Consider the following 22,608-nt stretch of genomic DNA (forward strand, 5'->3'; position numbering starts at 1 on the left):
GCTCTCTGAAAATTAGCATTTTACGGGACACTTTATTGAGCTATCCTCCTTTTATTGCTACAGGTTTTCTTGTAAGAACTGCTCTAACTCCACAGGCCGTAAATCTTTTTTCACGATATTCCCTTCACTGTCCAGCAAAAAGTTAGTCGGAAATTTATGGATAGAGAATTTTGCAGACTCTACCCCCTCTTTGTCCCAATACTGAGGCCATGCTAGTTGGTATTTCCGGATCATATTCTGCCAATTGTCTCTATGCCTTACTTTATCCGTGGAAATGCCTATAATTTCAAACCCCTTCTCTTTATAGGTTTCATAGGTGCTTTTTAAATGGGGAAATTGCGATATGCAAGGATGACAGCCACTGTACCAAAAATCTATAAAGGTGAATTGGTTGTTGGAAAAGGAGGCGTAATTCAACGGCTTGTCTTGTGGATCATAAGCAGGTAATGAGGGGAATTTTTTTCCATAATCGAGCTGAGCGGCTATGGCCAATTTTTCCTGAAGCACCTTCCCTGCATGCGTATTTTTCAATGAACCGGAAAAACCATCTACCATCTCATCAAAGGTATTTTCATAACTAAACCTAAAAAGTCCGATAACCTTCCAAAAGGCGAAATAGGAATCCGGGTGAGTGTTTATATACTCCAGCAATACCCGGTCCCCTTCCCGGTAATATCCTTTGAGTTCCTGCTCCAACGCTAGTTTTATTGACTTGGGAACCTTGTTTTGATAGTGATGATTCAGGCTGTCTCTTTTGATGTTGAACTGTATGCGTTTCTGGTTTACGGGGGCATAAGCTTTGAGATATTCCATTTCGTACTCCTTCATCGTTGCATTGTCTACTTTGGGAGTCTCCCTTCCTGCAATCAGGTTGCACGTCACCGACTGGGTTCCGGGCTCAATCACAAAAAAGTAAGAATAATACCGCTCGCCATAACTCAAGGTAACTCCTTGAGGATAGGGAATAAACCCTTTGATGGTAAATTTCCGGTTTTCTACTCGTGCCTTTATGGTTTTTGCTACCTCTTTGGGATAGTAGTCCGAGTCAAACGACACGTTCAGTTGGATGACTCCCGAATCAGCATTGATATTTCCGTTGAGTGTAAAGGGTAAAAGAGCATCTTCCTGAGCAGAAAGAAAATGACTTTGTAATAATACAAACAGTGTAATGAAAGAGGGTATACGCATGGTTTCTATATTTAATGAGGACAGAAGAGATGAAATAAACGAAGGGGTTCATCACGGTGAAGAGCATCAGAAATAAGGGATTGCCCCTTAAAAAGGATCAATATTATCAGATTCAGGGCTTTGAGTAACCGATAGTATATACAACTGTTCTTACAATTGAATTGAACAGTCGACTTTCACTAACAGCAAGAGCCTGTGAAAGTTTTACGATCTCTTAAGATAGTTTTTTGGCTTCCGGTTTGAAAAATTTAGCTTCGGCGACAAAAGCCCCAAAAGGAATAACACTGGCTATTGCTAATAAAGCCTGAATTTTAATCGACCACCGGTATTCAAAACCGGCCCAAATGATCATTCCAATATATAACAAGAACAATAGCCCGTGAGCCATACCTACATGCCTTACTGCCTCAGGCATATCAAACATGTATTTCAAGGGCATCGCAACTCCCAATAACAACAAGAGGGAAAGCCCTTCCAATATTCCGACTAAGCGAAGTTTGTTTAATAAAGTGGATAACATACTATGGATTATTTAATTAGCAATTGAATGATTGATGCCACTAAGATAGTTCTCAGGTATTGATAAAAAAAATGAATTTGCATCAGAAATCCATGAGAACTTTCCTCTGTAGTTCTACTGCAAATACCTATAGGTAATTCACTCAAAATCAAGCTTCTTTCCTTGCTTTTCTATAGGCAAATTGCTACCTTCTTTTATGAGCATTGAAGAGGCCAAGCATAGCGCTACGTTTAGTTTTTCGGGAAATCTGAATGATTTTCTGCCGGAAGAAAGTAAGAATGTCAATATTCCTTATCATTTCAAAAAACACCCTGCTGTCAAACACGCCATTGAGGCAATGGGAGTGCCTCATATTGAAGTGGATGGGATCCTGGTCAATCAGTGTCCGGTAAAGTTCGACTATCCACTTCAGGACAAGGACCGGGTTCAGGTATTTCCCATTGGGAGTTTCTCTACTATTCCTCAAGAAGGGCACTTACAAGCTCCGTTAAAGGCACACGAAGTAAAGTTTATTCTGGATGTACACCTCAGTAAATTGAATGTATTTTTACGGCTGGCCGGCATTGATTCTTATTACAATAAGGATTATGACGATCCTGAGATTGTTCAATTGGCAGAAATCCACGGTCGCATCGCCCTTACCCGGGACAAAGGCCTTTTGCGCCGAAAAATTTTGAGCCGTGGCTATTGGATCCGCTCTACAGATCCGAAAGAACAATTTTGGGAAGTTATGCACCGGTACAATTTATGGTCATCGGTACAATTAGTTCACCGTTGTGTCCAATGTAACACTACACTTGTCCCCATTGCCAAAGAGCGTATCCTCTCGCTCATTCCTGCTTTTATCTATAAAATGTATCGACAGTTTTACTACTGCCCGGCATGTCAAAAAGCGTATTGGGACGGACCGCATTTTCAATTAGTAAAACAATTGATCGAAGAGTTCAAAGAACAACAGTCGTTGACATAAAAAAGCCTCCCAAGTTTTCCATGGGAGGCCAATCTTCTTCAATAAACAATATTGACCAAAGTCTTATTTTATGTTCAATTTATCTTTGATTCTTTTGGGAATTGCGTCTTTATGCACCAAAATCCCCACCGTTTTCAAACGCACATACGACTTGGACATATATAAATACCCTCCGAGCTCATTGCTATCCCCCCAAGAGTTTTTCGTCAAATAGAATTTCACCCCATTATCGTCCACCATTGAACCCACCACATGCATCAAGTGGTCATCTGTAGTGGTAAAGTTATCAAAAGTTTCCTGACGCATTTCCTGGTCGATTACCTTTTCCGGAATAGAAGCAACCAGATCAATTTTACCATCTTCCCCTTTTACTTCTTTTTCAGGTACAATGGCCATTCCTTTTCCATGAGAGAAGGCCTTTTCACTCACATCTCCATCCCAAGCGATCGAAAAGCCGTTTTTCAAGGCATTGTCCATCACCTCTTCCAATTCATCAACAGTGACATTATAAAAAATGCCATTGGCCCAGTTGTCCGGCACTTCCAATACACAGGGTTGATAGAGAGGATAATTAGCAAAAGAGGTCAACTCGATGTAATTGCCGGCATCAAAGCCGATCACCTCTTTGGCATATGACTGCGGGGAATAAGTTTTACCCTGATATTCAAAGGATTCCGGTATTTTCCCCAAATACGTATCCAATACGGCTTCGTAAGCTTCTTTCCACTTAGGATCCAGGGCTTTTCCTTTACTTTCCAATACCCCATCCAGCATTCCTTTTAACAAAGAAAATAACTGACCGTGATCGTGAAAGTCTTTACCATAGTTCAAGCCGTTGTATATTTCTTCCGGAACAATGCCATGTAAAGCGGCTGCGGTAATGACATCGTGCGACAAACTACCTTGTCCAAAGTTAGCCTTGCCTTGCATGCGTACATAATGATCCGCTTTCCGGGGGTAATTATGCCGGACAAAATACATTTCGGAAATATCGTGTTGCCCTTTACCCATCCGTATAGCTTCAGACTCCAAAAAAGAAGAAGTGGCAAAGCTCCAACAAGTCCCGGTACGGGCTTGGTTCTTGATGCCTGTCACATCCACTTTGTGTTGGATTTTAAAATTGGGTTTTTCTTGTTTGACAGCTTGAGCGAATAACTGAGGCATGGAAGCCGCAGTTATACAAATCAAGCCTGCTACGGTTTTGCGCAGTTGATTGGTCATTTTCATAAGGGTTATTCATTCGTAGTATTAGGATACAAACCAGTAGTCACTTTTTTAATGTTGCTCTCTTGTTGTAATCTGTAAGTAGCATCGTTAAATCAGTTACTGGTCTTTTACTTCGTAAATACAATTCTATAAAACATTTGGGAGGAATGGGAATCGTTACAGGAATAATTCCCAAATTAGGCTAAAACAAAGAGAGCTGTCTAAAAAACTCAATAGAACATAAAGCACTACAAAGAGTCACAAATTATGGAGTAAAGCTTCGTGTCTTTGTAGCTATATATCGGCTTTTTAGACAGCCTGTATCCTTGTCAAGACAAGGATACAGGCGCTAATGATCAACAATGCTCCAGTTCGCACTTTTCGCTTTCAAACTCCAACGATAAGGTGGGATGATTGATATTCAAAGATTTACAAAGCCGGGTAGCTTCTTTTTTAATTCGTTTTAACTCCTGAACTGTCAAATTATCATCAATTACCAGATGCAGGCTCAGCACATGGTATTCCCCATCCAATGACCAGGTATGCATATCATGAACGTCCTTCACTCCTTGCAATAAGCGCAATTGTGAATCCAATGTTTTTACATTGACTTCCGAAGGGACAGATTGCAGGAAAATCCGGAAAATTTGTTTGAGGTTTTTAAAGACATTAAACAAAATAAATACCGCGATTCCCAAAGAGAGTACCGGGTCGATCCAATACCAGTGTGTAAAGTAAATCACCGAACTGCCTACCAGTACTGCCAACCAGCCCAAAGCATCTTCCATTAAGTGCAGCATCACTGCCCGGTTGTTCAGAGACTTTCCGGAATTGCGTAGGCGCAAAACTGCCAAGCCGTTAAACAACAAACCCAAGATGGCCAAGCCAAACATCCCGGCGGCACTTACCGGTTCGGGATTCCAAATACGCGGTACGGTTTCCATCAAAATAACGGCACTTCCCACTGCCAGAATCAAACTGGTAATCAATGCCCCTAGAATGGAAAAGCGTTTGTACCCGTAACTATAAGTATGGTCCCGGCCTTTTTGCGCGTATTTCTCCAGCCACAAAGAACTTCCGATAGCTGCGGTGTCCCCCATATCGTGAATGGCATCGGAAAGGATTGCGATCGAATTGGTGAACAGCCCACCAATCAACTCAATCACGGTGAAGGATGCATTCAGCCAAAACGCGACTTTGAGGTTTTTCGTCACCGGGTGAATATGTGCTCCGGCATGCTCATGCGAATGATTACACCCATGATGGTGCTGATGTTCCTTTGTATGACTCATACTATCAACTCGTTCATAATTCTTCAAATCACCGGCTTAAAGCAAGAAATATTACTGGCCGGTGCTATTAACATCTACATAGTTATGACTTACTCGCCTCTACAATATAGAGATCTTTCAGCATCTCTTTCCCCAAAAAGCTCATACTTTCATCCTGTTCATAAATAATGGACTTTACAGTAAAGCTCAAGCTTTCCAATAGTTTTTTCACCGAATCCCCCTCATAGAGCTGAAAGCCATATTTGACCATCGGTAAATCTTTCATAAACTTCTCACTTCTAAAAGATAAATACAATGTGCCACCGGTTCGCAATACGCGTTTAATTTCCCGAAGGTGGACTATAGGCTCTTCCCAGAAATACAGCGTATTGACCGTAAACACAGCATCCAACTGATGGTCTTCAAAAGGTAACTTTTCAGAACTTCCATGCAAAATTTGTGCGTTGGGCAAGTCTGCTACGGCCTTTTGGGCTTCTTTTACCATTTCTTCGGACAATTCCAACCCGTAATAATGCAAGTCAGGGGCTTTTGCCAACACCTCAGGGATAAACGCTCCGTTGCCCATTCCGATTTCCAATACTTTTTGCCCTGCTACCAATGACAATTGCTCGATCACCCTTTGGGTCATCTTACCGTTATTCACATTTAATTTTTGCGCTACTTCTACCGCTTCCTGACCTGACGGACAGCGCAACTGTGCCGCCATGTATTTCACTTCTTCTTCGGTAAAAGTTTTTTCTTCTTGCGAAGAGGTATTTTTATGCTCGTTCATACTTTTTAATCTGTTTTCAATTATTAATTGGATAAGTAAAGTTAAACTAAATTCCTCGGAAACTCGCGCCTCTTTCCTAAGGACTCCTATACGCTTTCAACACCTTTGTCAGATTTCATTTGCAGGCATCATTGTCTTAATTTTCCAGCTTTGGGCTTTTTGTTGTTGATTCCATAGTTGTGTATACAAACCGCCCACTTCCATCAGATACGTATGATCCCCGGTTTCTTTGATACGTCCTTGGTCCAATACGATAATTTGATTTGCATTTTTGATGGTTTGTAATTTATGCGCAATAACCACCACCGTTTTATCTTTTACCAGTTGTTGAATTGCCCGCTGGATATATACCTCATTTTCCGGATCTAAAGAAGCAGTCGCTTCATCCAAAAGGACAATCGGTGCATCTTTCAACATTGCCCGGGCAATAGAAACCCTTTGTTTTTGTCCTCCCGACAAACGGGACCCTCCCTCACCTACTCTTGTTTCCATCCCTTGGGGGAGGGACCGGATAAACTCCTGACATTGAGCAGCCTTAGCTGCTTGCCAGACTTGTTCTTTACTTGCCTTAGGGTTACCGATCAATATATTATTATAGACGGTGTCATCAAACAAATAGACCTCTTGAAATACTTCACTGATCATTTGATAAACCGTATGGGGGGCAAGTAGCTGTATGTCAATTCCGCCAATCATAACACTTCCCTGTTGTGCATCCCAAAACCGGGCAATCAAATTGGCAATGGTGGTTTTTCCCGAACCGGAAGGCCCCACCAAAGCCACCATGGATTTTTCAGGAATATAAAAACTAATTCCCTTCAATACGTTTTCATCTCCGGTATAGGAAAAATTCACATGATCAAACGCAATATCGAAATGTTCCGGTGGACAGTCTTCCTCCCATTCCTGTTCTTCGGCTTTGAGTAAGTCAATGATTCTGGTCAAACTAATATTCATATACCGTAACGTGACGTAATCCACCAAAACCACTTTCAACGGCTCGTACAGACGGTATCCCATGATTAAAAAAGCAATCAAAACCGGTATGCTCAAAGTTCCCGTTTCAAAATATCCGACCCCCAAGCCAACCATTCCCAGAAAAAACAGTTCAAATATGATCGCAGCCAATAATACAAAGGGGCCCGGGAGAGCTTCTGTCCGGATACTGGCTTTTTTAAAATCCCTCATAGCTCTTTCCAAGCTTTTGAAATGAGCACCGGTCATTCCATAGGATTTGATAAAGCGGATTCCCTGAACATATTCCAGAAAGCGCGCCCCGGTAGCATTTCTGGCAAGAACCAATTTCGCTCCCTGTTTGGTAATGACCCAATTCGCAATTTTCACAAACAAATACCCTAAAGGCAGAGCCGCTATCAGTAATAAAGCCAGGCGCCAATCAACGGCAAACAGAAAAACCGAAAGGGTAAGCGTAGCAAATACAGCCCCGGCAATATTGCCAACGGTATGCCCGAAGATGGTTTCAAAATTGGCCACGTCTTGTAATACCACAGAGGCGAGATCTCCCGGATCTCTTTTCTTAAAATATCCCATAGAGAGTCGCTGCAGGTGATTCCCTAATTTCAAGCGCAAGGTATTCGATAATTGAAAGGTCATTTGATTGGATGCCAACAACGTTTTGGAGGCAATATAAAATTGCAACAGTAACATCCCCCCCATAATACCTGCAATCCACCAAATTTTCCGTTGATCGGGTTCCGGTTCAAACAACTCCCAAATAATCAACAATAACATCCCTGTAGGGCTGGCGACAAAAATCCCATGTAACAGTTCCCAAAAGAGGCTCTTTCGTACCGCTCCCGGAGCAATACGGAATATATACAAAAGGTTTGAAAGCATATTAGAATAAATTAATACAATTGTGAGATGAGGAAGCAATCAGCTTCCTTAATTCTTCTGTTTCGAATGAAGCCTGTTTATTGAAGAATAATTTCAAACTCATTGGCCCGCTGGTGTGCCTCCCACATCTTTTGATAGAGCCCACAATGTTTAATTAACGATTCGTGTGAACCCTTACCGGATATTTGTCCCTCTTCCAATACAATGATTTGATTTGCTTCCTTAATCGTGCTCAAACGATGCGCAATCACAATCACCGTTTTGTTTTGAATCAATTGATTAAAAGCATCCAAAATCTTGGACTCATTGTCGGGATCACTAAAGGCAGTTGCTTCGTCCAACACCAATACCGGAGCATTTTTCAAAATAGCGCGAGCGAGTTGAATTCGCTGTTGTTCGCCTCCGCTTAAATGTACACCGCCTTCTCCGATACGGGTTTGGTATCCCTTTGGCAAACTGCCTATAAATCCATGACATTGGGCGGCTTGGGCGGCTGCAATCACTTCCGCCTCCCCCTTGTCCATACCCATTCTGATATTTTCGTAAATCGTTTCCTGAAAAAGGAAATTATCTTGAAAGACAAAGGAAACCTTCTTCATCAAATCCTCCGGTGGTATATTTTTCAAATCAACTCCCCCCATTAAAATCCGGCCTTTTTGACAAGCCCAAAAACCTGCGATTAATTGCCCGATGGTAGACTTTCCTGAACCTGATGGCCCTACTAAAGCGGTGACTGTCCCCTGAGGAATTTGGAAACTGACGTGTTCTAAGGCTTTGAATTGATTTTCATAATGAAAGGAAACCTCCTCAAATTCAATGGAATGATTTTTCACTTCTTTAGCATTCAGAACGATTTCTTGGTCTTGGTTAAACAGCACTTCGTCCAAGCGTTGCACTCCATGGTTGATCATGGAAACTTGAGAACCCAGGTTAGAGAGGGCAAACAAAGGTTTGATATAACCAACTCCCAATATCAGAAATAACAAGAATACCGGTAAGCTCACCCCATTGCTAAAATAGAGGTAAGTTCCTAGTAACAAAACAGGAAGCATGGCATTGCTGATGAAACTCATAAATACGGCCCAAGGGGTAGCGGTTCTTTTCATCCAGGTGAGTACCATTCGGTCAAACCGCTTGACCGTTCCGCTGTATTTGTCAAAACTATCGGCCGACTGGCCAAAGATCTTCATCACCGGCATTGCCCTCACAAACTCCACTATCCCGGCATTCATAGCCTCCAAGGCACGATGGTACTCGCCCATGACTTTTTTATTCTTTGGGGATGAAAAAACCAAGGGAACCCAAATGGCAATAATGGCTAAAGGCAAACAACTGATCAAGGCCATCCTCCAATCAATAAAAAATAAATAAAGCAATACAAACACCGGTAGCGTCAAGCCTTTGATAAAATCGGGAATGCCATGTGCAATAAAATTTTCTATTCGTTCAATATCATCCGAAAGGATCTTCTTGAGTTCACCGGAGTTCCGGTTATTCAAATATCCCAAAGGTAGCTTTCCTACTTTTTCGGCCATCTGCATTCTCAAGGTATAGAGAATATTAAAAGCCGCTATATGGGAAGCCATTCCCGAAGCAAACAGGAGTACATAACTGATCAGCACTGACACGGCTGCCCAGAACAAATATTGATGGACAAGCGCTAATTCCGGTTGTGGCATTAGAAGGGATTGTATGATCCAATACATCAGAGCATACGGGATCATGCCTAAAAGCACGTGCAATACCGCCAAAAAACCTGACCCGGCCAATAGCCAACGCTTTTGACCGGCCAACTCTAATAAACGCCCAACCCCCGATTTCTTTTTAGGCGTGTTATTTTTCATACGTTTCGAGCAATTGAAGGAGAGATGATTTCGATTCTTGTGTTAATTGGGAAGGTAATATTTCCTCGTTGAGCCAGTTTAAGGCCGATAAAGCATCTTTGAATACTTTGCTGGGATAACCGAAGGCTTTTTGAGTATCTAAATTTTGCATTTTGGAAAACGAAGCCTCCTCTGAAACTAACAAAGCCACTCCCTGCACATAAGCACGCATTTTACTTTTATTCTCCTTCATCCATAGTTTTCCTGCCTGGGCTACACCTTTTTCACTGGTAAAGCCGGCTGGGTCTCGAAGGTTTAAAATAGCAAAAGGTTTCTCTTTGTCTAACCATTTGCCGTAGGCGTCCAATACCGTTTGATACCCTTCCATGGTAACTTCCCCCATGTTCACTACCAATACCAGTGGCCAGTACTCTTCTATAATTTGTGTCATTGAAAGCTTTTGCATAAAAAAATAGTTTAGAATTATTCTAAATAATTTATAACTTTCCACAAAGTTGTACTAAAATGCGTAATACCGGTTAACGAGAAACGGATTAAAAGCTACGCCAAACGGATAATCTTATGAGATTAAGTATTAACCAACATGAATTACAAGAACTCATTTTCGGACAAGAGTTGCATGATATTCTTCAACCTGTGGAATGTTTCACGGAAAAAACCTTAAACTATGACCATCCCGACTTAGGCCGGTTTCATTGCCAGGTAACAGCGATGAAAGAGGTAGCCATATATCAATCTACTTACCAACTCCCTCATAGTTTACAAATGGTTTCCGAATATGACCGGGAGTTTATTGAAATGCATTTTACCTTAAATGGCAAGAGTGAAATGCGACAACGGGGACAAAGGAAGAAACATCACTTTCATTCCAATCAACATAACCTTTATTACTCTTCCGGCTTTGACGGGGAGTTTTTCCTTGCTCAAGACGATGCTCCATTGGAATATTTTGAAATCCACTTCAGCAAGGACTACTTCTTTAACTTACTTAGAGATAATTGTTCGCTACAAGGCAAATTCTTAAGGCAAATAGAGCAGGGAAATAGTGGGTTTATCCATCCTAACAACCTTAAGATTACACCGGAAATTTTGTGGATTATTCAAAGTATAAAAAACTGTCAACGTACAGGGCATTTAAAAAAGATGTACCTGGAGTCAAAAGTTATAGAATTATTAATGCTGCAACTAGAGCAGATCGAACAAGAAAACAGCAAAGTTACTGTGAAGGGTTTTAAAAAGGAAGACTATGATAAAATACAGGAGGCCCGTTTGTTTTTAAATAAACAATTCCGGACACCACCTACTCTTACCGGCTTAGCAAAACTTGTAGGTTTGAATGAGTTCAAATTGAAGAAAGGGTTTAAAGGGGTATTTGGAACAACCGTATTCGGCTATATCCACCAACTGAAAATGCAAGAAGCCCAAGTACTTCTGAGAGAAGGGGAAAAGTCCGTTAGTGAGACCTCATTATTGATCGGGTATAAGAACCCTCAGCATTTTACGGCAGCCTTTAAAAAATATTTTGGGCTATTACCTAGCCAATTGATATAAATTACATTTCAATAACAGAAAAAGGAGCTTGGGTATCAGGCTCCTTTTTCTGTTATATAGCTACTAGAATATGATCGAATTAAAACTCCGTTTCCTCTTCTACTTTTGTAATTTCCCCGCTGTCATCAGAAACCACGTTGACTTCATTTTTCAAAGATTTGATTTCTTTCATTGCCGCATATTTAAACAAACCGAAGTGAGCGGCTTTAAACGCCTCTTCCGCCATTTTTTTATCATCCAAGTCTTTATAAATTTGACCCAGGGTAAAATGGAATTTGGCTTTGGTTTCGTGATCCACACCATGAGATGTGACGGCATTGGCCAATAAGTCTTTTGCTTCATCTTTCAAGCTACTTTTGTACTTTGATACAGCCAGAATAAACGTAGCATTGTAATTATGAGGTTCCAGTTTCAAACATTCTTCAATGGAGGCAATGGCATCGCCATACTTCCCGGCTTGCAACTCAATCTCTGCCATTTCAAAATATTTAGCAGCAATCCACTTCTCATTTCCTTGTTGCGAACTCAGAGCGGATTTAGTCTGATCGATGATCGCACTTTTATCGATAAAAGCCTCTGCAATTCTCACTTTCAAATCGTGTGCAGCAGAATAATGCGGATCAATTTTCAAGGTATAATCCACCAGTTCAAGGCTTCTTTTCAAGTCATAAATCTGATAAAACGCATAGGCCACCGAGTAGTTAAACTGAGGGCCCAGCTCCAGAATTAACCCTTTAAAAGGACCGTAATTAGCTTTGGCAAAGGTTTCTTTTGCCTTCTGATACTCCTCTAAGTGATGGTAAGCATATCCCAATTCGTAATAATACTTGGATATTTCCTTAGGGTCTTTACTGTCGAGTAAGGTGATCGCTTTTTCCATATCCACTTGTGCCAGATGATACTTTTCATTGCGGTTTGCAAAATGCGCTTCAAAATACAAGACTCTCAAATCGTTTTCATCTTGCGATTTTGCATCTTGGATATGTTCCCAGGTAGCATCAAACTTTCCGGATTTATAGAGTAATTTGATGATATCCACTTTGTATTCCACCTTTTTCTTTTGATCTGTTTCAAACTGAAACGCCTTGTCCAGATTAAGGATGGTGTTGGGGATGTCCTTTCTTTCTTGATACAAGTTAGCTTGCCAAGTATAGGCATCTACGTATTTTTCATTGAGTTCCGCTGTTTTTGCAAAACAATTCAAAGCATTATCCTTATCTCCGATAGCCAGATAACATTTTGCTTTTTGAAACACAAATTTGTGATTTTTAGGATCTTTCTGGATTGCCTTATTATACTCTTCAATGGCTGCTTTGTAATTTTTTGCCTGGCGGTATTTTTCCGCTTGTACATAAATATCCAAGGCATCACTTCCTTGAGAAAAGGCCGTGGCAACAAAAAATACATTGAAAAGAAAAGCTATGATCAACCGTTTCACTTGGCTCATAACAAGGATAATTTGATTTTGCTAATTTGTATTTGAGAATAGATTATATATGCCTGATTTGCCTAGCTAATACCGATTATTTGTATTTGCTAGCCTCCACTATTGCAATTGAATGACTTAAAAAAATAGCCTCTGTTTTCATTTCATGTAAGAAATACATTATTAAAATTTAAAAATTCAAATAATAGTTAATGTGTAAGAAATGCTAAATGAGGGTGATTATCAAAAAATAAAGATAAATAACCATTGAAATATTCTTCTTTCTGCCTCTGCTGTTGTTTTCTTACAAAATCTTTTTCATCTCATTTATTCAATAAAATACAAGATTTTATAGTTGACTTCTAGCTATTTATCACTAAATCCTAATAATTATATATAACTAGTATGGGAAAACAACGCAGAAAGTACGCATGCATTTTATTTTTTCTTAACTTATTACAAGTATTTAGGGCAAAAATACTGATTATTTTTTCTTGACAAGTTGATAATAGTCAGCATAACGTTTCAGATCTTCAACCGTATCTAAATCTGACAGCACCGGAAGTTGATAGTTTGATAAATTCTTTTTGTGAAGGATGTTAAGCGAATCCTTGAGTACAGAGGATGTACTCCATTGGATATTTTCAAAGAGCTCCGGTACCGGTTTGTTCAAACCTAACAAATAATACCCTCCATCTGCAGCCGGTCCGATTACGGTATCATAGCTTTCCAAGCGATCAAAAGCCTCCTCAATGATAGACTGGGACAATTCCGGACAGTCACTGCCAATAACCATTACCCTATCTGCACCTTGTTCAAAACAAAATGCAAAGGCATTTTTCATTCGCTCACCCAAAGTTTTTCCTACTTGTAATGCTTTGGTATACACCCCTTCAAGCCATAGGTCTTTCTTCTCTATGCTTTCCGAATAAAACACAACCTTTTTACACATGAGTTGTTGGGTTTGGTCAGCGGTGTGTTTCAGTAATTTTTGATACACTAACAAGGCATTTTCATCCCCAACTACCTTTCCCAAGCGGGTTTTCACCTTTCCTTTTTCAAGGTTTTTTACAAAAACAATCAAGTACGAGTTACACATACAAACATTCACTGACTTTAAGTGCGCCTTGCAAAGGTAATGAGGATCAACAAGATAAAAGAGGGTTCCGGAAGATTTTCATAAAATGATGGACATCTCCTGTTCAAAATTGACTGAGTTCCGAAAATTTTGTTAAATTAAAGAAAGAAGAAGCTCACCTATTCGTCTGCTCCCGGAAATTATTGGTTTAACCTTAAGCACATAGATGAAAATGAAACGAATCGATGCCATTATCCGCTCCTCTAAATTTAATGATGTAGCTAGTGCTCTGGATGAGCTAGGCACTTCCTTCTTTACTTTCTTTGAAGTTACCGGATATGGAAAGCGCAAAGAACTTTCAGGTACATACCGAGGGAAAGCGTATGATTTAGACTATATTCGAAGAACAAAAATTGAAATTGTAGTAGAAGACTCGAAAGCTGAAGAGGTAATCAACACGATTATCCAGCATGCTCATACAGGGCAAATTGGTGACGGAAAAGTATTTGTGTTGGATATTGAGCAAGCCTTTCGTATAAGGGATAAATCGAGCGGCCCCGAGGCTTTATAAAAAGCGTAGACCATCTTATTATCATTCGTGCAACATGACTTTATCAAAAAGTATACGGTTACCACTCAGTGTCGTGTGTGTTTACTGGCTCATTGAAGTGGTAGAATACAATTTACAATTAGACTTAGGCCATTGGGGTATTCTCCCCCGGAGTTTTGTGGGGCTACCAGGAATTTTATTGTCCCCGTTTTTACATGGAAATTTTAACCATCTGCTGTCCAATACCCCTACTTTTATTGTCTTAGGGGGCAGCATTCTCTTTTTCTACCCAGCTATTTACAAAAAAATCATCCTATATACCTACTTAATGACCGGGATCGGTGTATGGCTTTTCGCTCGGGAAGCCTACCATATCGGAGCCAGCGGACTGATATACGGTTTTGCCAGTTTTCTGTTTTTCAGTGGAATCTTTCGGAAAGATTTAAAGTCACTAACCATTTCGGTGGTAGTAGCCTTGCTTTACGGAGGAATGGTATATGGCATTTTCCCCAATCAACCGGGTGTCTCATGGGAGTCGCACTTTATCGGAGGACTTGTAGGTGCTTTTTTGGCTTACTTTTATAAAGACCATTTACAAATGGATGAGCAAATTGAAGACTATGACTATCCGGAAATAGATACTGACGAAGGATATCTCAATATGGAAAACTCCATGTATAAATATGTCTATAAAGAGAAACAAAACACTTCGGAAAAAAGTCATTAAGTTTCTTCGGAACATAAATCCCGGCCGTATTCCTCCCGGTACAAGCGGCAAATTTCGTTTTTGAATTCGTCTTTAAGCCCAAAAAACGCGTAATTATCTTCTTCTTCAAACATCTCCAAAATGCGTTTTCGAAAAGCCGGCCGCTCCAAAGCATTTAAAACCCCCTTTGCATAAAACTCTGTCCACAGGACTCCTAACTCCTCAGGGCTAATTACCTGACAGACATGAAACTCATCAAAGACCAAAAAGAAATAAAGTGTGATGTAACGCAATACGATTTCATCATCGGTTTCAAACTCCTTATTGCTGATGGTATGAGGAATCTGCTTTTGCAACTCCCTGATTCGCCCTTGAAACTCCATATGCACAGTACTTTGTGCCAAGCTCAAATGTATTTTCACCGGCTTTATTTCCAGGTATTTTCTCCGGTAGGCCTCCCAACTACTATATCCGGCATACATCGCCAAACAGTCCTTAGTGGCTTTTTCCCTTCTTTTTTCAGGAAAGCGAAAACAACGTTCAATAGTCTCCACACCCGGCACATTTTTTATTTTCTTAGGAAATGAAGATTTAAACCCATCCAAACATACATGAATATCTTCAAAATGGGGCCTCTTTAAGTCTTGATTTTCGGAAGGCCAAGCTTTCGCTCTGGCCCGGTCAAACACATACACTTCCATTTTCACTTTATTACTTACCTCTTTTAATAGAGTAATCCAGGCATCATCATTCATTTTTAATCGATTATTTATCATTTGGAGCTTATTCCGTTTACATTTATCGACCCCGGCTTACATTAACACCAGGTATCTCCATGATTATCCCATTGATTTACAGCATAAAATCTGATATTTTTGTATACTTACACAGATAAATACAGGCTGGTATGCCTCTCTTCAATACTGCATTATAGTTAAATACATTACCAAAAATATACCTTTACGGAACTTCATGGAGAAAAAAAAGAAAATATCAAATCAATAAATTCGTTTCCAAGATTGAAGTAATGTAACGGCCGGGTTATAGATTTTTTTGTAAAAGCATTTTTTAAGAGAGCAAGGGCCTACTCAATACAAGATCAACGTTGAAATTTGTCATAGGATGAAGATACAATTAAGTACCTTACTTTTTTTGTTGTTGAGCAACATCCACTTATTCGCACAGCACGATCCGTTAAAGGTATTTGCAGAAGCTGAGACATTTAGGAAGTCAGGGGATTACAAAAAAGCCATTGACCTGTACGACTATGCCATTCGCATTGACTCCTCCAAAGCCAGTTTTTTTTATGCCAAAGGCTTATGTTATGCAAAAATCAAAGATTTTGACAATGCGATCTTTTCATTTCAAAAATGTGTAGGGCTGCGAACAAATTTTTTGCAAGCCTATATTTATGCTGCCCGCTGTTATAATTTAGCCGGAAAGCCCTTCAAAGAGGCCGAAAGCTACAATGAAGCCTACATACATGAAAAAGCAAAGGACATTAAGTTAAAATACAAAAAAAAAGTCATCCAGATTTACTATCTAAACAAAGCTTATAACCAAGCAATGAAGCATATCCAGGAAGCCAAAAGCCTGGTATTGGATGATATTGACTTACTGTTGATAGAAGCCTCTATCAATAATAAAAGGGAAGAGCATTTGCAAGCACTAAAAAGTATGATTGTGGCCATTCGCAAACTAGAAGGCCAAAATGCGCCACAACTTTTGGCACAGTGCCATTATGAAATGGGCTTTGCCTATCACGAATTAGGCGAATATGAAAAAGCCTGGAGCAATTTGCGAAAGGCAAAATATGGAAAACTCAAACTCAAAGTTGCCCGGGTAAGCCCCCAATATTATATCGATGCCGCTATCTGTTTTATGGAGTTATATGATTATGATACCAGTGAAAAACTCTTAACGATTGCCCGTAGAATGGAAGAAAATTTAACGTCTATCCACACACTTTCCGCTAAGTTAACAGATAAAAAGACCGGTAAAAGTGCTGTGATTCAAGAATTGGAAAAATCCTTGCAAGCCGTTACGGATGACAATGTAAAGACAGAAATTTACCGAAAGCTTTGTTTGGCACAACTGGAATCGTGGTATTATAAAGATGCCGCTATTTCAGCAACTAGTTACCTTGCCAGCAAACCCAATGATTATAACATTAAGTTTGTCAAGGCTGTTGCCTCGTATCGCATGGGCAAATTTTCAGAAAGTGAAAAACTATTAAAAAGCATTCTGAGCAACAAGGCCATTGACCAGGGAACCCAGACAAAAACGTATTTTTTACTAGGACAGGTTTTCAATGACCTTGGAAGGTTAAAAGAAGCTAAAGATGCTTTTAAAAGATCCGCTTTTGGTCCGTTCAGATTAGTCGCAGCAAAGGAAATTGAAAAAATTGAAGCCACCGGCAACATTTAATTGAGGTTTTGCCTTGTAGCTAACACTACTTTCGCAATAGGACTCACCCTGTACAACCGCGTTGATTTCAACTCTTGACACCGGAAGTACTTCCTGAGCTTCTCTCCTTTTACAAATACCCTTCCCCGGTCTTCTACCAAGGAAAACACAGCCCCTTCGGGCACTTCCTCCAAAAAATACGTTTTCTCTTCCTTTCCACTACTTGTCTGCCGGTTGACATCGTATTGAGCCAACGTTTTCATTAACGTTTTATCCGTACAACTGGAAGCATACATGGTATCCATATAGCCTCGTAGAGCCTGTTGAACGTCCTCCGGGAAACAACCGTATCGAATATACTCTTCCAATAGATGTTTAAAAAGCTGTTTCCACTCTACCCCATGAGGGAGTACCTTATTTTTATATCGGTCCCAAACTAACAAATGCGCCAGTTCATGCAATAAGGTAATCAAAAAAGCATAAACATTCAGGTTTCCGTTAATACTGATCCGGTGCCCTTTATGATCCACCGGCGGCCGATATGTCCCGTTCATTGACTTTCGCTGAGGGGTAACGGTGAGTTGAACTTTATGTTGAAGTATTAACTCCAAAACCGGAGCTACAGCCTCTTCCGGTAGATACTTGGAAAGTGCTGAAGTCAATTGCTGTTTCGTCATGGAAATGCTGAGGTATTAGGTGAGACTTCTGAACACGTTATCACAAACTACGGCCGCAGCGATGGATACGTTTAACGATTCGGCCATACCGCGTCTCGGGATCGTTAATTTTACATGTACCAAGTCCGCTACTTCAGTAGAAATCCCGTTTGATTCGTTCCCGAATATTAAAATAGCCGGTTTCGTTACTTTTGCTTGTTGTACATTGATACCATTCATAAATGTACCATACACCATCACCTCATCGGACAAGCCAACCAAATACTCCTTTAAATCAATATAATACGGTTTGACCCGGGTAAAAGAACCCATAGAAGCATTGATTACTTTGGGGTTATACCAATCGGCACAATTCAATGAGCAAAGCACTTGCTTGACGCCATACCAATCGGCAATACGGATAATGGTCCCCAAATTACCGGGATCCCGTACATCATCCAAGGCAATCACCACCTGGTTGTCTAAGTTTAAAGGTGCGTTTTCAGGTGTTTTAACCACCGCAATACCACTATTATTACTTTGAAATGTCCCTACTTTTTTCAATACATCATCACTAGCCACCTCTTGTTCACAAGAGAGCTGTTCTAGCACTGTATGCTGTTCCTCTTGAAACTCTTCGGTATAAAACAAGCCTTCAATTTCCAGGTCTGATTTTATCAGTTCTAAAATATTTTTAGCCCCTTCTACTAAGAAAAGATTTTCTTTTTTTCGGAATTTCTTATTATGTAATGACCGGATTAATTTTTGCCACCTCTTATTCACTTCTGTATTTTGTATTAGTTTTGTAGATGATTCAATTGTACAGATTAACAAAATTATAAATATATACCAATTTGAGCATTTGCCGTCTAATCATTTTCACCTTCTTACTTTCATGCCTGGCCTCTTCATGCATCCCCCTCAAGCAGCTCCATGAAGAGGAGTATCTTTTGTATAATCAAAAGATCAAAGGAAATAAACATATCGCCAGCGATGAATTAGAACAGTTCTACCGGCAAAAACCCAATCGAAAGTTCCCCTTAATTCCTTTTACGCCTTATCTGTACTTCTACTTTTTGGGGAAGAAAAAGTATGAAAAAACTTTTGATCAGCGAGTTGCTAAATTTGAAAAAAGAATTCGGAAAGAAGAAGAAAAAGTCGATAAATTATATCAAAACCTACAGGTGCTCCAGCAAGAAGCACAATACAATGTTCATCGGAAGTTACACAGAAAAGACTCCCTCAAAGTCTTAAAGAAAATCCGTAAGCAAAAATCAAAGCTCAACCAATATACGGAAAAACTCGCTGCCTACAAACGAGAAGGAAACTGGCTGATGCGTACCGTTGGAGAGCCTCCCAGCATCGCAAATGACTTTTCGACCCGGCAAAGCGTTAGCCAGATGGAGAAATACTTGAAGAAGCGGGGCTTTTTCAGAGGAACTGTAGCCGTAAAAGCCGATACCTTGAAGAAGTTGATCTCCCATACCTATCTTATCAAGGAAAGAGAACCGTACCGTATCGACTCCATTTCTTATTCCATCAACGATTCCACACTATATCATTTGATGAAACAAAAGTCTTCCAGAAGCAAATTGTTGAATGTAGGGGATATTTACAACGAAGAAAACCTTGGAAAAGAAAGGGAACGGATCAGCCGGTATTTGAAAAACCACGGATATTTCGACTTAACCAAGTCTTATATTTTTTATCAGGTAGATACGACTAACCGGACAGCGGCCGCTCATATCAACGTAATGATTAAAAACCCCTCGGAAGCTTCAAAACACCTGCAGTACACGGTGGATACGGTGATCTTCGAAAGTGGTGTAGATGTTAGAAAATCACGCTCTACTTCCGCTAAAGAGTATCATGGTATCACATACAAGGTTTTCAAAAATAAATATTCCCAAAAAGTCCTCGACAACAATATCTATATCCGGCCCAAATCATTATATAAGCTTTCGGATGCGGAAGAAACCCAACGCAGTCTGGCCGGGTTAGATGTTTTTAAATTTGTCAATATCAATTATGAAAAACAAAGTAAGGGATCACTCAAAGCACATATCTTTACAAACGATCAGAAAAAATTCGAATATTCTATCGAAGCCGGGCTGAATGTAAGCCAATCCTTACCCGGCCCATTTGTGAGTTTATCGTTCAAAGACCGGAATATATTTAAAGGAGCGGAAATCCTGGACTTTAATGCCCGTATGGCTATCGAAGCCCAAACCGCTCTGACCAACGAAAAGATCAATTATACCAGTAAAGAGTATGGCTTTAACTTAGGACTTTCTTTCCCAAGGCTTCTACTTCCTTATAGTAAAATCATTCAGCGAAAGCTTTCCATGTTCAATACCCGCACCCGAGTTTCGGTCGGATATTCCTTCATTGACCGGCCAGAGTATGCCCGGGTCAACTCTCAGCTTCAGGGTAGTTATCAATGGCAAAACAAAAACAACTTATTATTCAATATCAAACCCCTCGATCTCAGTATTATAAACACCCAACGCTTAAGCAATGACTTCCGGCAGACTTTGGACACCTTATTTGCTCAGGGTAATAACCTCAAAAACAGCTTCGACTCTTCCTTTGTCTCCAGTATTAATTTAACGGTGATCAAGGCCTCGGATGACTTTGGTAAAAATTCTTTTGAGAGTTCTACATTTATACGATTTTATGCGGAAAGCGGTGGTACATTAGTCAACCTTTATGGGAATGAAGTTAAAACAGAAGGGCGTTTATTCGGACTCCGGGTATACCGCTTTTACAAAACCAATATTGATTTCCGGAAGAATGTACGCACAGGGCTGAAAAGCCAGCTGGCAACCCGGATTAACATCGGGTTTGCCAAACCCTATGGCAAATTTACCACCTCTCTCCCCTATGAAAAATACTTTTTCTCAGGCGGAAGTAACAGTAACAGGGCCTGGCGCCCTCGAAGAGTCGGGCCGGGCACCTATGCTCCTCGTACCAATGATGGCCTGATAGACGACCGGTTCGAACAACCCGGAGAAATCATCCTGGAATTAAATGCAGAGTTACGCAAACACTTGTTCAGTGTGGTGGAAGGGGCCTTATTTGTCGATGCAACCAATGTATGGACCTCTCAAGAAGACCCTTCCAGGCCCGGAGCAGAATTTGAATACAAGGACTTTTGGCGAGAGTTAGCCATTGGTGTAGGGGCTGGTGTGCGTTTGAACTTTAGCTTTGTGTTAGTAAGGTTTGACCTCGGTATCAAAGCCTACGATCCGGCACAGCCCTTACACAAACGCTTTGTTTTAGGTAACTTATTTGAAAAACCTTTGGGTAGTGGCCAGGCGATTTTTAACATTGGTATCGGCTACCCGTTCTAACACCTTAATTTCCCACACAAGTTTGAAACTCTAAAGCCAACAAAACTCAGAAAAGTAAATATCTTGCCCAATGTTCAAAAAAACATTGGGATCTTGACGCTCTTTTATTCTGGATAAGCTTTGGTATTCAAGGGCTCCGAACAAGATTTCTCTTTCAATTCATTGTAAAAATTTTTATCTTCAATGTAAGGGGTACCTTCGTTGAAACGATCAAACCATTGCGTCTTCCCCTTTCAAGCTTACCTTCTACTCTTTTATCAACTCTGCAAAACAACCATGAAACATCTACCAGGGATCAGTGCCGTCTTTTTTGATGCTTATGGCACCTTGTTTAATATCAACTCCATCAGCCAACGTTTGGAATTTCACTTTGGAGACAAAGCTGAAGCTATTCATCAAATATGGAGACACAAACAACTGGAATACACTTGGTTAAGAACTTTAATGAACCGGTACAAACCTTTTTATGAAATTACGGAAGAGGCTCTTTTGTATGCATGTAACCAACAAAAAGTACCCCTCTCCTTGAATTTACTGGATGATTTGATGGAACATTATTTTATTCTGAATGTCTATCCTGATGTAAAAAAAACACTTCAAAAATTATCCGAAAACTTTGAGTTAGGAATTTTATCCAATGCCAATCAAGAAATGTTGGACAAGGCGGTTACCCGCAACAAATTACAAGATCATATTGAATACGCTCTCAGCGTAGATGCCGTACAAAAATACAAGCCTACCCCTGAGGTCTATGAACTCATCCGAACCCAGTCAGGATTCGAACCGGAACATGTTGCTTTCATTTCAGCCAACACCTGGGACATCAGTGGAGCGGCTTCTTATGGTTTGAAAACCATTTGGTTGCAACGCTCTTCCAACACTTATAAAGAGGTATTGGACTATGATGCGGACTCTTGTATCAAATCATTAAACGAACTCCTGCAAAAACACTGATAAGCTTTTTTATAACTTCTATTTTTAGCAGAAACTCGTATAAATAATTTTACAAATACTAAAATTATTGTTAAATTATTTGGTGAAAACCAGTTCTTTATAAAGTTGACTTCTTGCCTTAAAATGTATAATTTATTGAAGTGGTTTGAACTTATAGTTTTTGACCGAAAATGGAATCAAAACCGGCTCATCAAGGCATTTTTTGAAGAGAATAGCCAAAGCTATTGTTGAAAAAAGCAACACAGAGGAGGCGGTTTTGAAACATTTTTTAGCAAAAAG

Annotated in this window: 20 protein-coding genes; 7 read left to right on the forward strand and 13 right to left on the reverse strand. The window is 40.1% G+C overall.

What is annotated here, in order from left to right:
- Positions 1–57: 57 nt before the first annotated feature.
- Both AAG747_RS04495 and AAG747_RS04500 read right to left on the reverse strand, forming a co-directional pair.
- Entirely contained in the window at positions 58–1,188 is a 1,131-nt protein-coding gene (locus tag AAG747_RS04495; RefSeq protein WP_346819939.1) for a redoxin domain-containing protein, read from the reverse strand.
- 214 nt (positions 1,189–1,402) lie between these two features.
- Positions 1,403–1,708, reverse strand: a complete 306-nt coding sequence (locus AAG747_RS04500) for a DUF3817 domain-containing protein (protein ID WP_346819940.1) — start codon at positions 1,706–1,708, stop codon at positions 1,403–1,405.
- Between the two features lie 196 nt (positions 1,709–1,904).
- On the opposite strand from AAG747_RS04500, the gene AAG747_RS04505 reads away from it, so the two are divergent.
- Positions 1,905–2,678, forward strand: coding sequence for a Mut7-C RNAse domain-containing protein (locus AAG747_RS04505; RefSeq protein WP_346819941.1), 774 nt, complete (start codon positions 1,905–1,907; stop codon positions 2,676–2,678).
- Between the two features lie 63 nt (positions 2,679–2,741).
- On the opposite strand, the gene AAG747_RS04510 is transcribed toward AAG747_RS04505, so the two are convergent.
- The 6 genes from AAG747_RS04510 to AAG747_RS04535 all read right to left on the reverse strand — a co-directional run bounded on the left by AAG747_RS04510 (position 2,742) and on the right by AAG747_RS04535 (position 10,094).
- A complete protein-coding gene (locus AAG747_RS04510; RefSeq protein ID WP_346819942.1) occupies positions 2,742–3,899 on the reverse strand; it encodes a C1 family peptidase in 1,158 nt (385 codons plus the stop codon).
- A 341-nt stretch (positions 3,900–4,240) separates the two neighbouring features.
- A complete protein-coding gene (locus AAG747_RS04515; protein WP_346819943.1) occupies positions 4,241–5,176 on the reverse strand; it encodes a cation diffusion facilitator family transporter in 936 nt (311 codons plus the stop codon).
- 82 nt (positions 5,177–5,258) lie between these two features.
- Positions 5,259–5,948 (reverse strand): class I SAM-dependent methyltransferase, encoded by a 690-nt coding sequence (locus AAG747_RS04520; RefSeq protein ID WP_346819944.1) that lies wholly within the window; start codon positions 5,946–5,948, stop codon positions 5,259–5,261.
- 108 nt (positions 5,949–6,056) lie between these two features.
- Positions 6,057–7,805, reverse strand: a complete 1,749-nt coding sequence (locus AAG747_RS04525) for an ABC transporter ATP-binding protein (RefSeq protein WP_346819945.1) — start codon at positions 7,803–7,805, stop codon at positions 6,057–6,059.
- 77 nt (positions 7,806–7,882) lie between these two features.
- Entirely contained in the window at positions 7,883–9,649 is a 1,767-nt protein-coding gene (locus AAG747_RS04530; protein WP_346819946.1) for an ABC transporter ATP-binding protein, read from the reverse strand.
- The gene (locus AAG747_RS04535) at positions 9,639–10,094 is read right to left on the reverse strand and encodes a hypothetical protein (RefSeq protein ID WP_346819947.1); all 456 of its coding nucleotides are present in this window, start codon (positions 10,092–10,094) and stop codon (positions 9,639–9,641) included. Before AAG747_RS04535 ends, AAG747_RS04530 begins: the two co-directional genes overlap by 11 nt.
- Before the next feature lie 116 nt (positions 10,095–10,210).
- On the opposite strand from AAG747_RS04535, the gene AAG747_RS04540 reads away from it, so the two are divergent.
- Positions 10,211–11,200, forward strand: coding sequence for a helix-turn-helix transcriptional regulator (locus tag AAG747_RS04540; RefSeq protein WP_346819948.1), 990 nt, complete (start codon positions 10,211–10,213; stop codon positions 11,198–11,200).
- 79 nt (positions 11,201–11,279) lie between these two features.
- Here AAG747_RS04540 and AAG747_RS04545 read toward each other — a convergent pair whose 3' ends face one another.
- Positions 11,280–12,647 carry a tetratricopeptide repeat protein gene (locus AAG747_RS04545; RefSeq protein WP_346819949.1) on the reverse strand — a complete coding sequence of 456 codons (1,368 nt, stop codon included), beginning with the start codon at positions 12,645–12,647 and terminating at the stop codon, positions 11,280–11,282.
- Between the two features lie 463 nt (positions 12,648–13,110).
- The gene (locus AAG747_RS04550) at positions 13,111–13,725 is read right to left on the reverse strand and encodes a TIGR04282 family arsenosugar biosynthesis glycosyltransferase (RefSeq protein ID WP_346819950.1); all 615 of its coding nucleotides are present in this window, start codon (positions 13,723–13,725) and stop codon (positions 13,111–13,113) included.
- Between the two features lie 205 nt (positions 13,726–13,930).
- Here AAG747_RS04550 and AAG747_RS04555 point away from each other — a divergent pair, with 205 nt between their 5' ends.
- Positions 13,931–14,275 carry a P-II family nitrogen regulator gene (locus AAG747_RS04555; RefSeq protein WP_346819951.1) on the forward strand — a complete coding sequence of 115 codons (345 nt, stop codon included), beginning with the start codon at positions 13,931–13,933 and terminating at the stop codon, positions 14,273–14,275.
- Positions 14,276–14,309: 34 nt separating this feature from the next.
- On the forward strand, positions 14,310–14,981 hold the full coding sequence (locus AAG747_RS04560) for a rhomboid family intramembrane serine protease (RefSeq protein ID WP_346819952.1): 672 nt from the start codon (positions 14,310–14,312) through the stop codon (positions 14,979–14,981).
- On the opposite strand, the gene AAG747_RS04565 is transcribed toward AAG747_RS04560, so the two are convergent.
- A complete protein-coding gene (locus tag AAG747_RS04565; RefSeq protein ID WP_346819953.1) occupies positions 14,978–15,736 on the reverse strand; it encodes a hypothetical protein in 759 nt (252 codons plus the stop codon). The two genes, AAG747_RS04560 and AAG747_RS04565, sit on opposite strands and share 4 nt — an antisense overlap.
- A gap of 346 nt (positions 15,737–16,082) precedes the next feature.
- Here AAG747_RS04565 and AAG747_RS04570 point away from each other — a divergent pair, with 346 nt between their 5' ends.
- Positions 16,083–17,387: a tetratricopeptide repeat protein gene (locus AAG747_RS04570; RefSeq protein ID WP_346819954.1), complete on the forward strand. Its 1,305-nt coding sequence runs from the start codon at positions 16,083–16,085 to the stop codon at positions 17,385–17,387.
- Here AAG747_RS04570 and AAG747_RS04575 read toward each other — a convergent pair.
- Together AAG747_RS04575 and AAG747_RS04580 are read right to left on the reverse strand one after the other, a co-directional pair.
- Entirely contained in the window at positions 17,384–18,043 is a 660-nt protein-coding gene (locus AAG747_RS04575) for a SprT-like domain-containing protein (RefSeq protein ID WP_346819955.1), read from the reverse strand. The two genes, AAG747_RS04570 and AAG747_RS04575, sit on opposite strands and share 4 nt — an antisense overlap.
- A gap of 15 nt (positions 18,044–18,058) precedes the next feature.
- Positions 18,059–18,805 carry a TrmH family RNA methyltransferase gene (locus AAG747_RS04580; RefSeq protein ID WP_346819956.1) on the reverse strand — a complete coding sequence of 249 codons (747 nt, stop codon included), beginning with the start codon at positions 18,803–18,805 and terminating at the stop codon, positions 18,059–18,061.
- A gap of 71 nt (positions 18,806–18,876) precedes the next feature.
- On the opposite strand from AAG747_RS04580, the gene tamL reads away from it, so the two are divergent.
- Entirely contained in the window at positions 18,877–21,375 is a 2,499-nt protein-coding gene (gene tamL / locus AAG747_RS04585) for a translocation and assembly module lipoprotein TamL (protein WP_488168880.1), read from the forward strand.
- A 276-nt stretch (positions 21,376–21,651) separates the two neighbouring features.
- Positions 21,652–22,329: a haloacid dehalogenase type II gene (locus AAG747_RS04590; RefSeq protein WP_346819958.1), complete on the forward strand. Its 678-nt coding sequence runs from the start codon at positions 21,652–21,654 to the stop codon at positions 22,327–22,329.
- Positions 22,330–22,608: the final 279 nt, after the last annotated feature.

Source organism: Rapidithrix thailandica (assembly GCF_039710355.1).
In the GTDB taxonomy this organism is placed as follows: Bacteria; Bacteroidota; Bacteroidia; order Cytophagales; family Flammeovirgaceae; genus Rapidithrix; species Rapidithrix thailandica.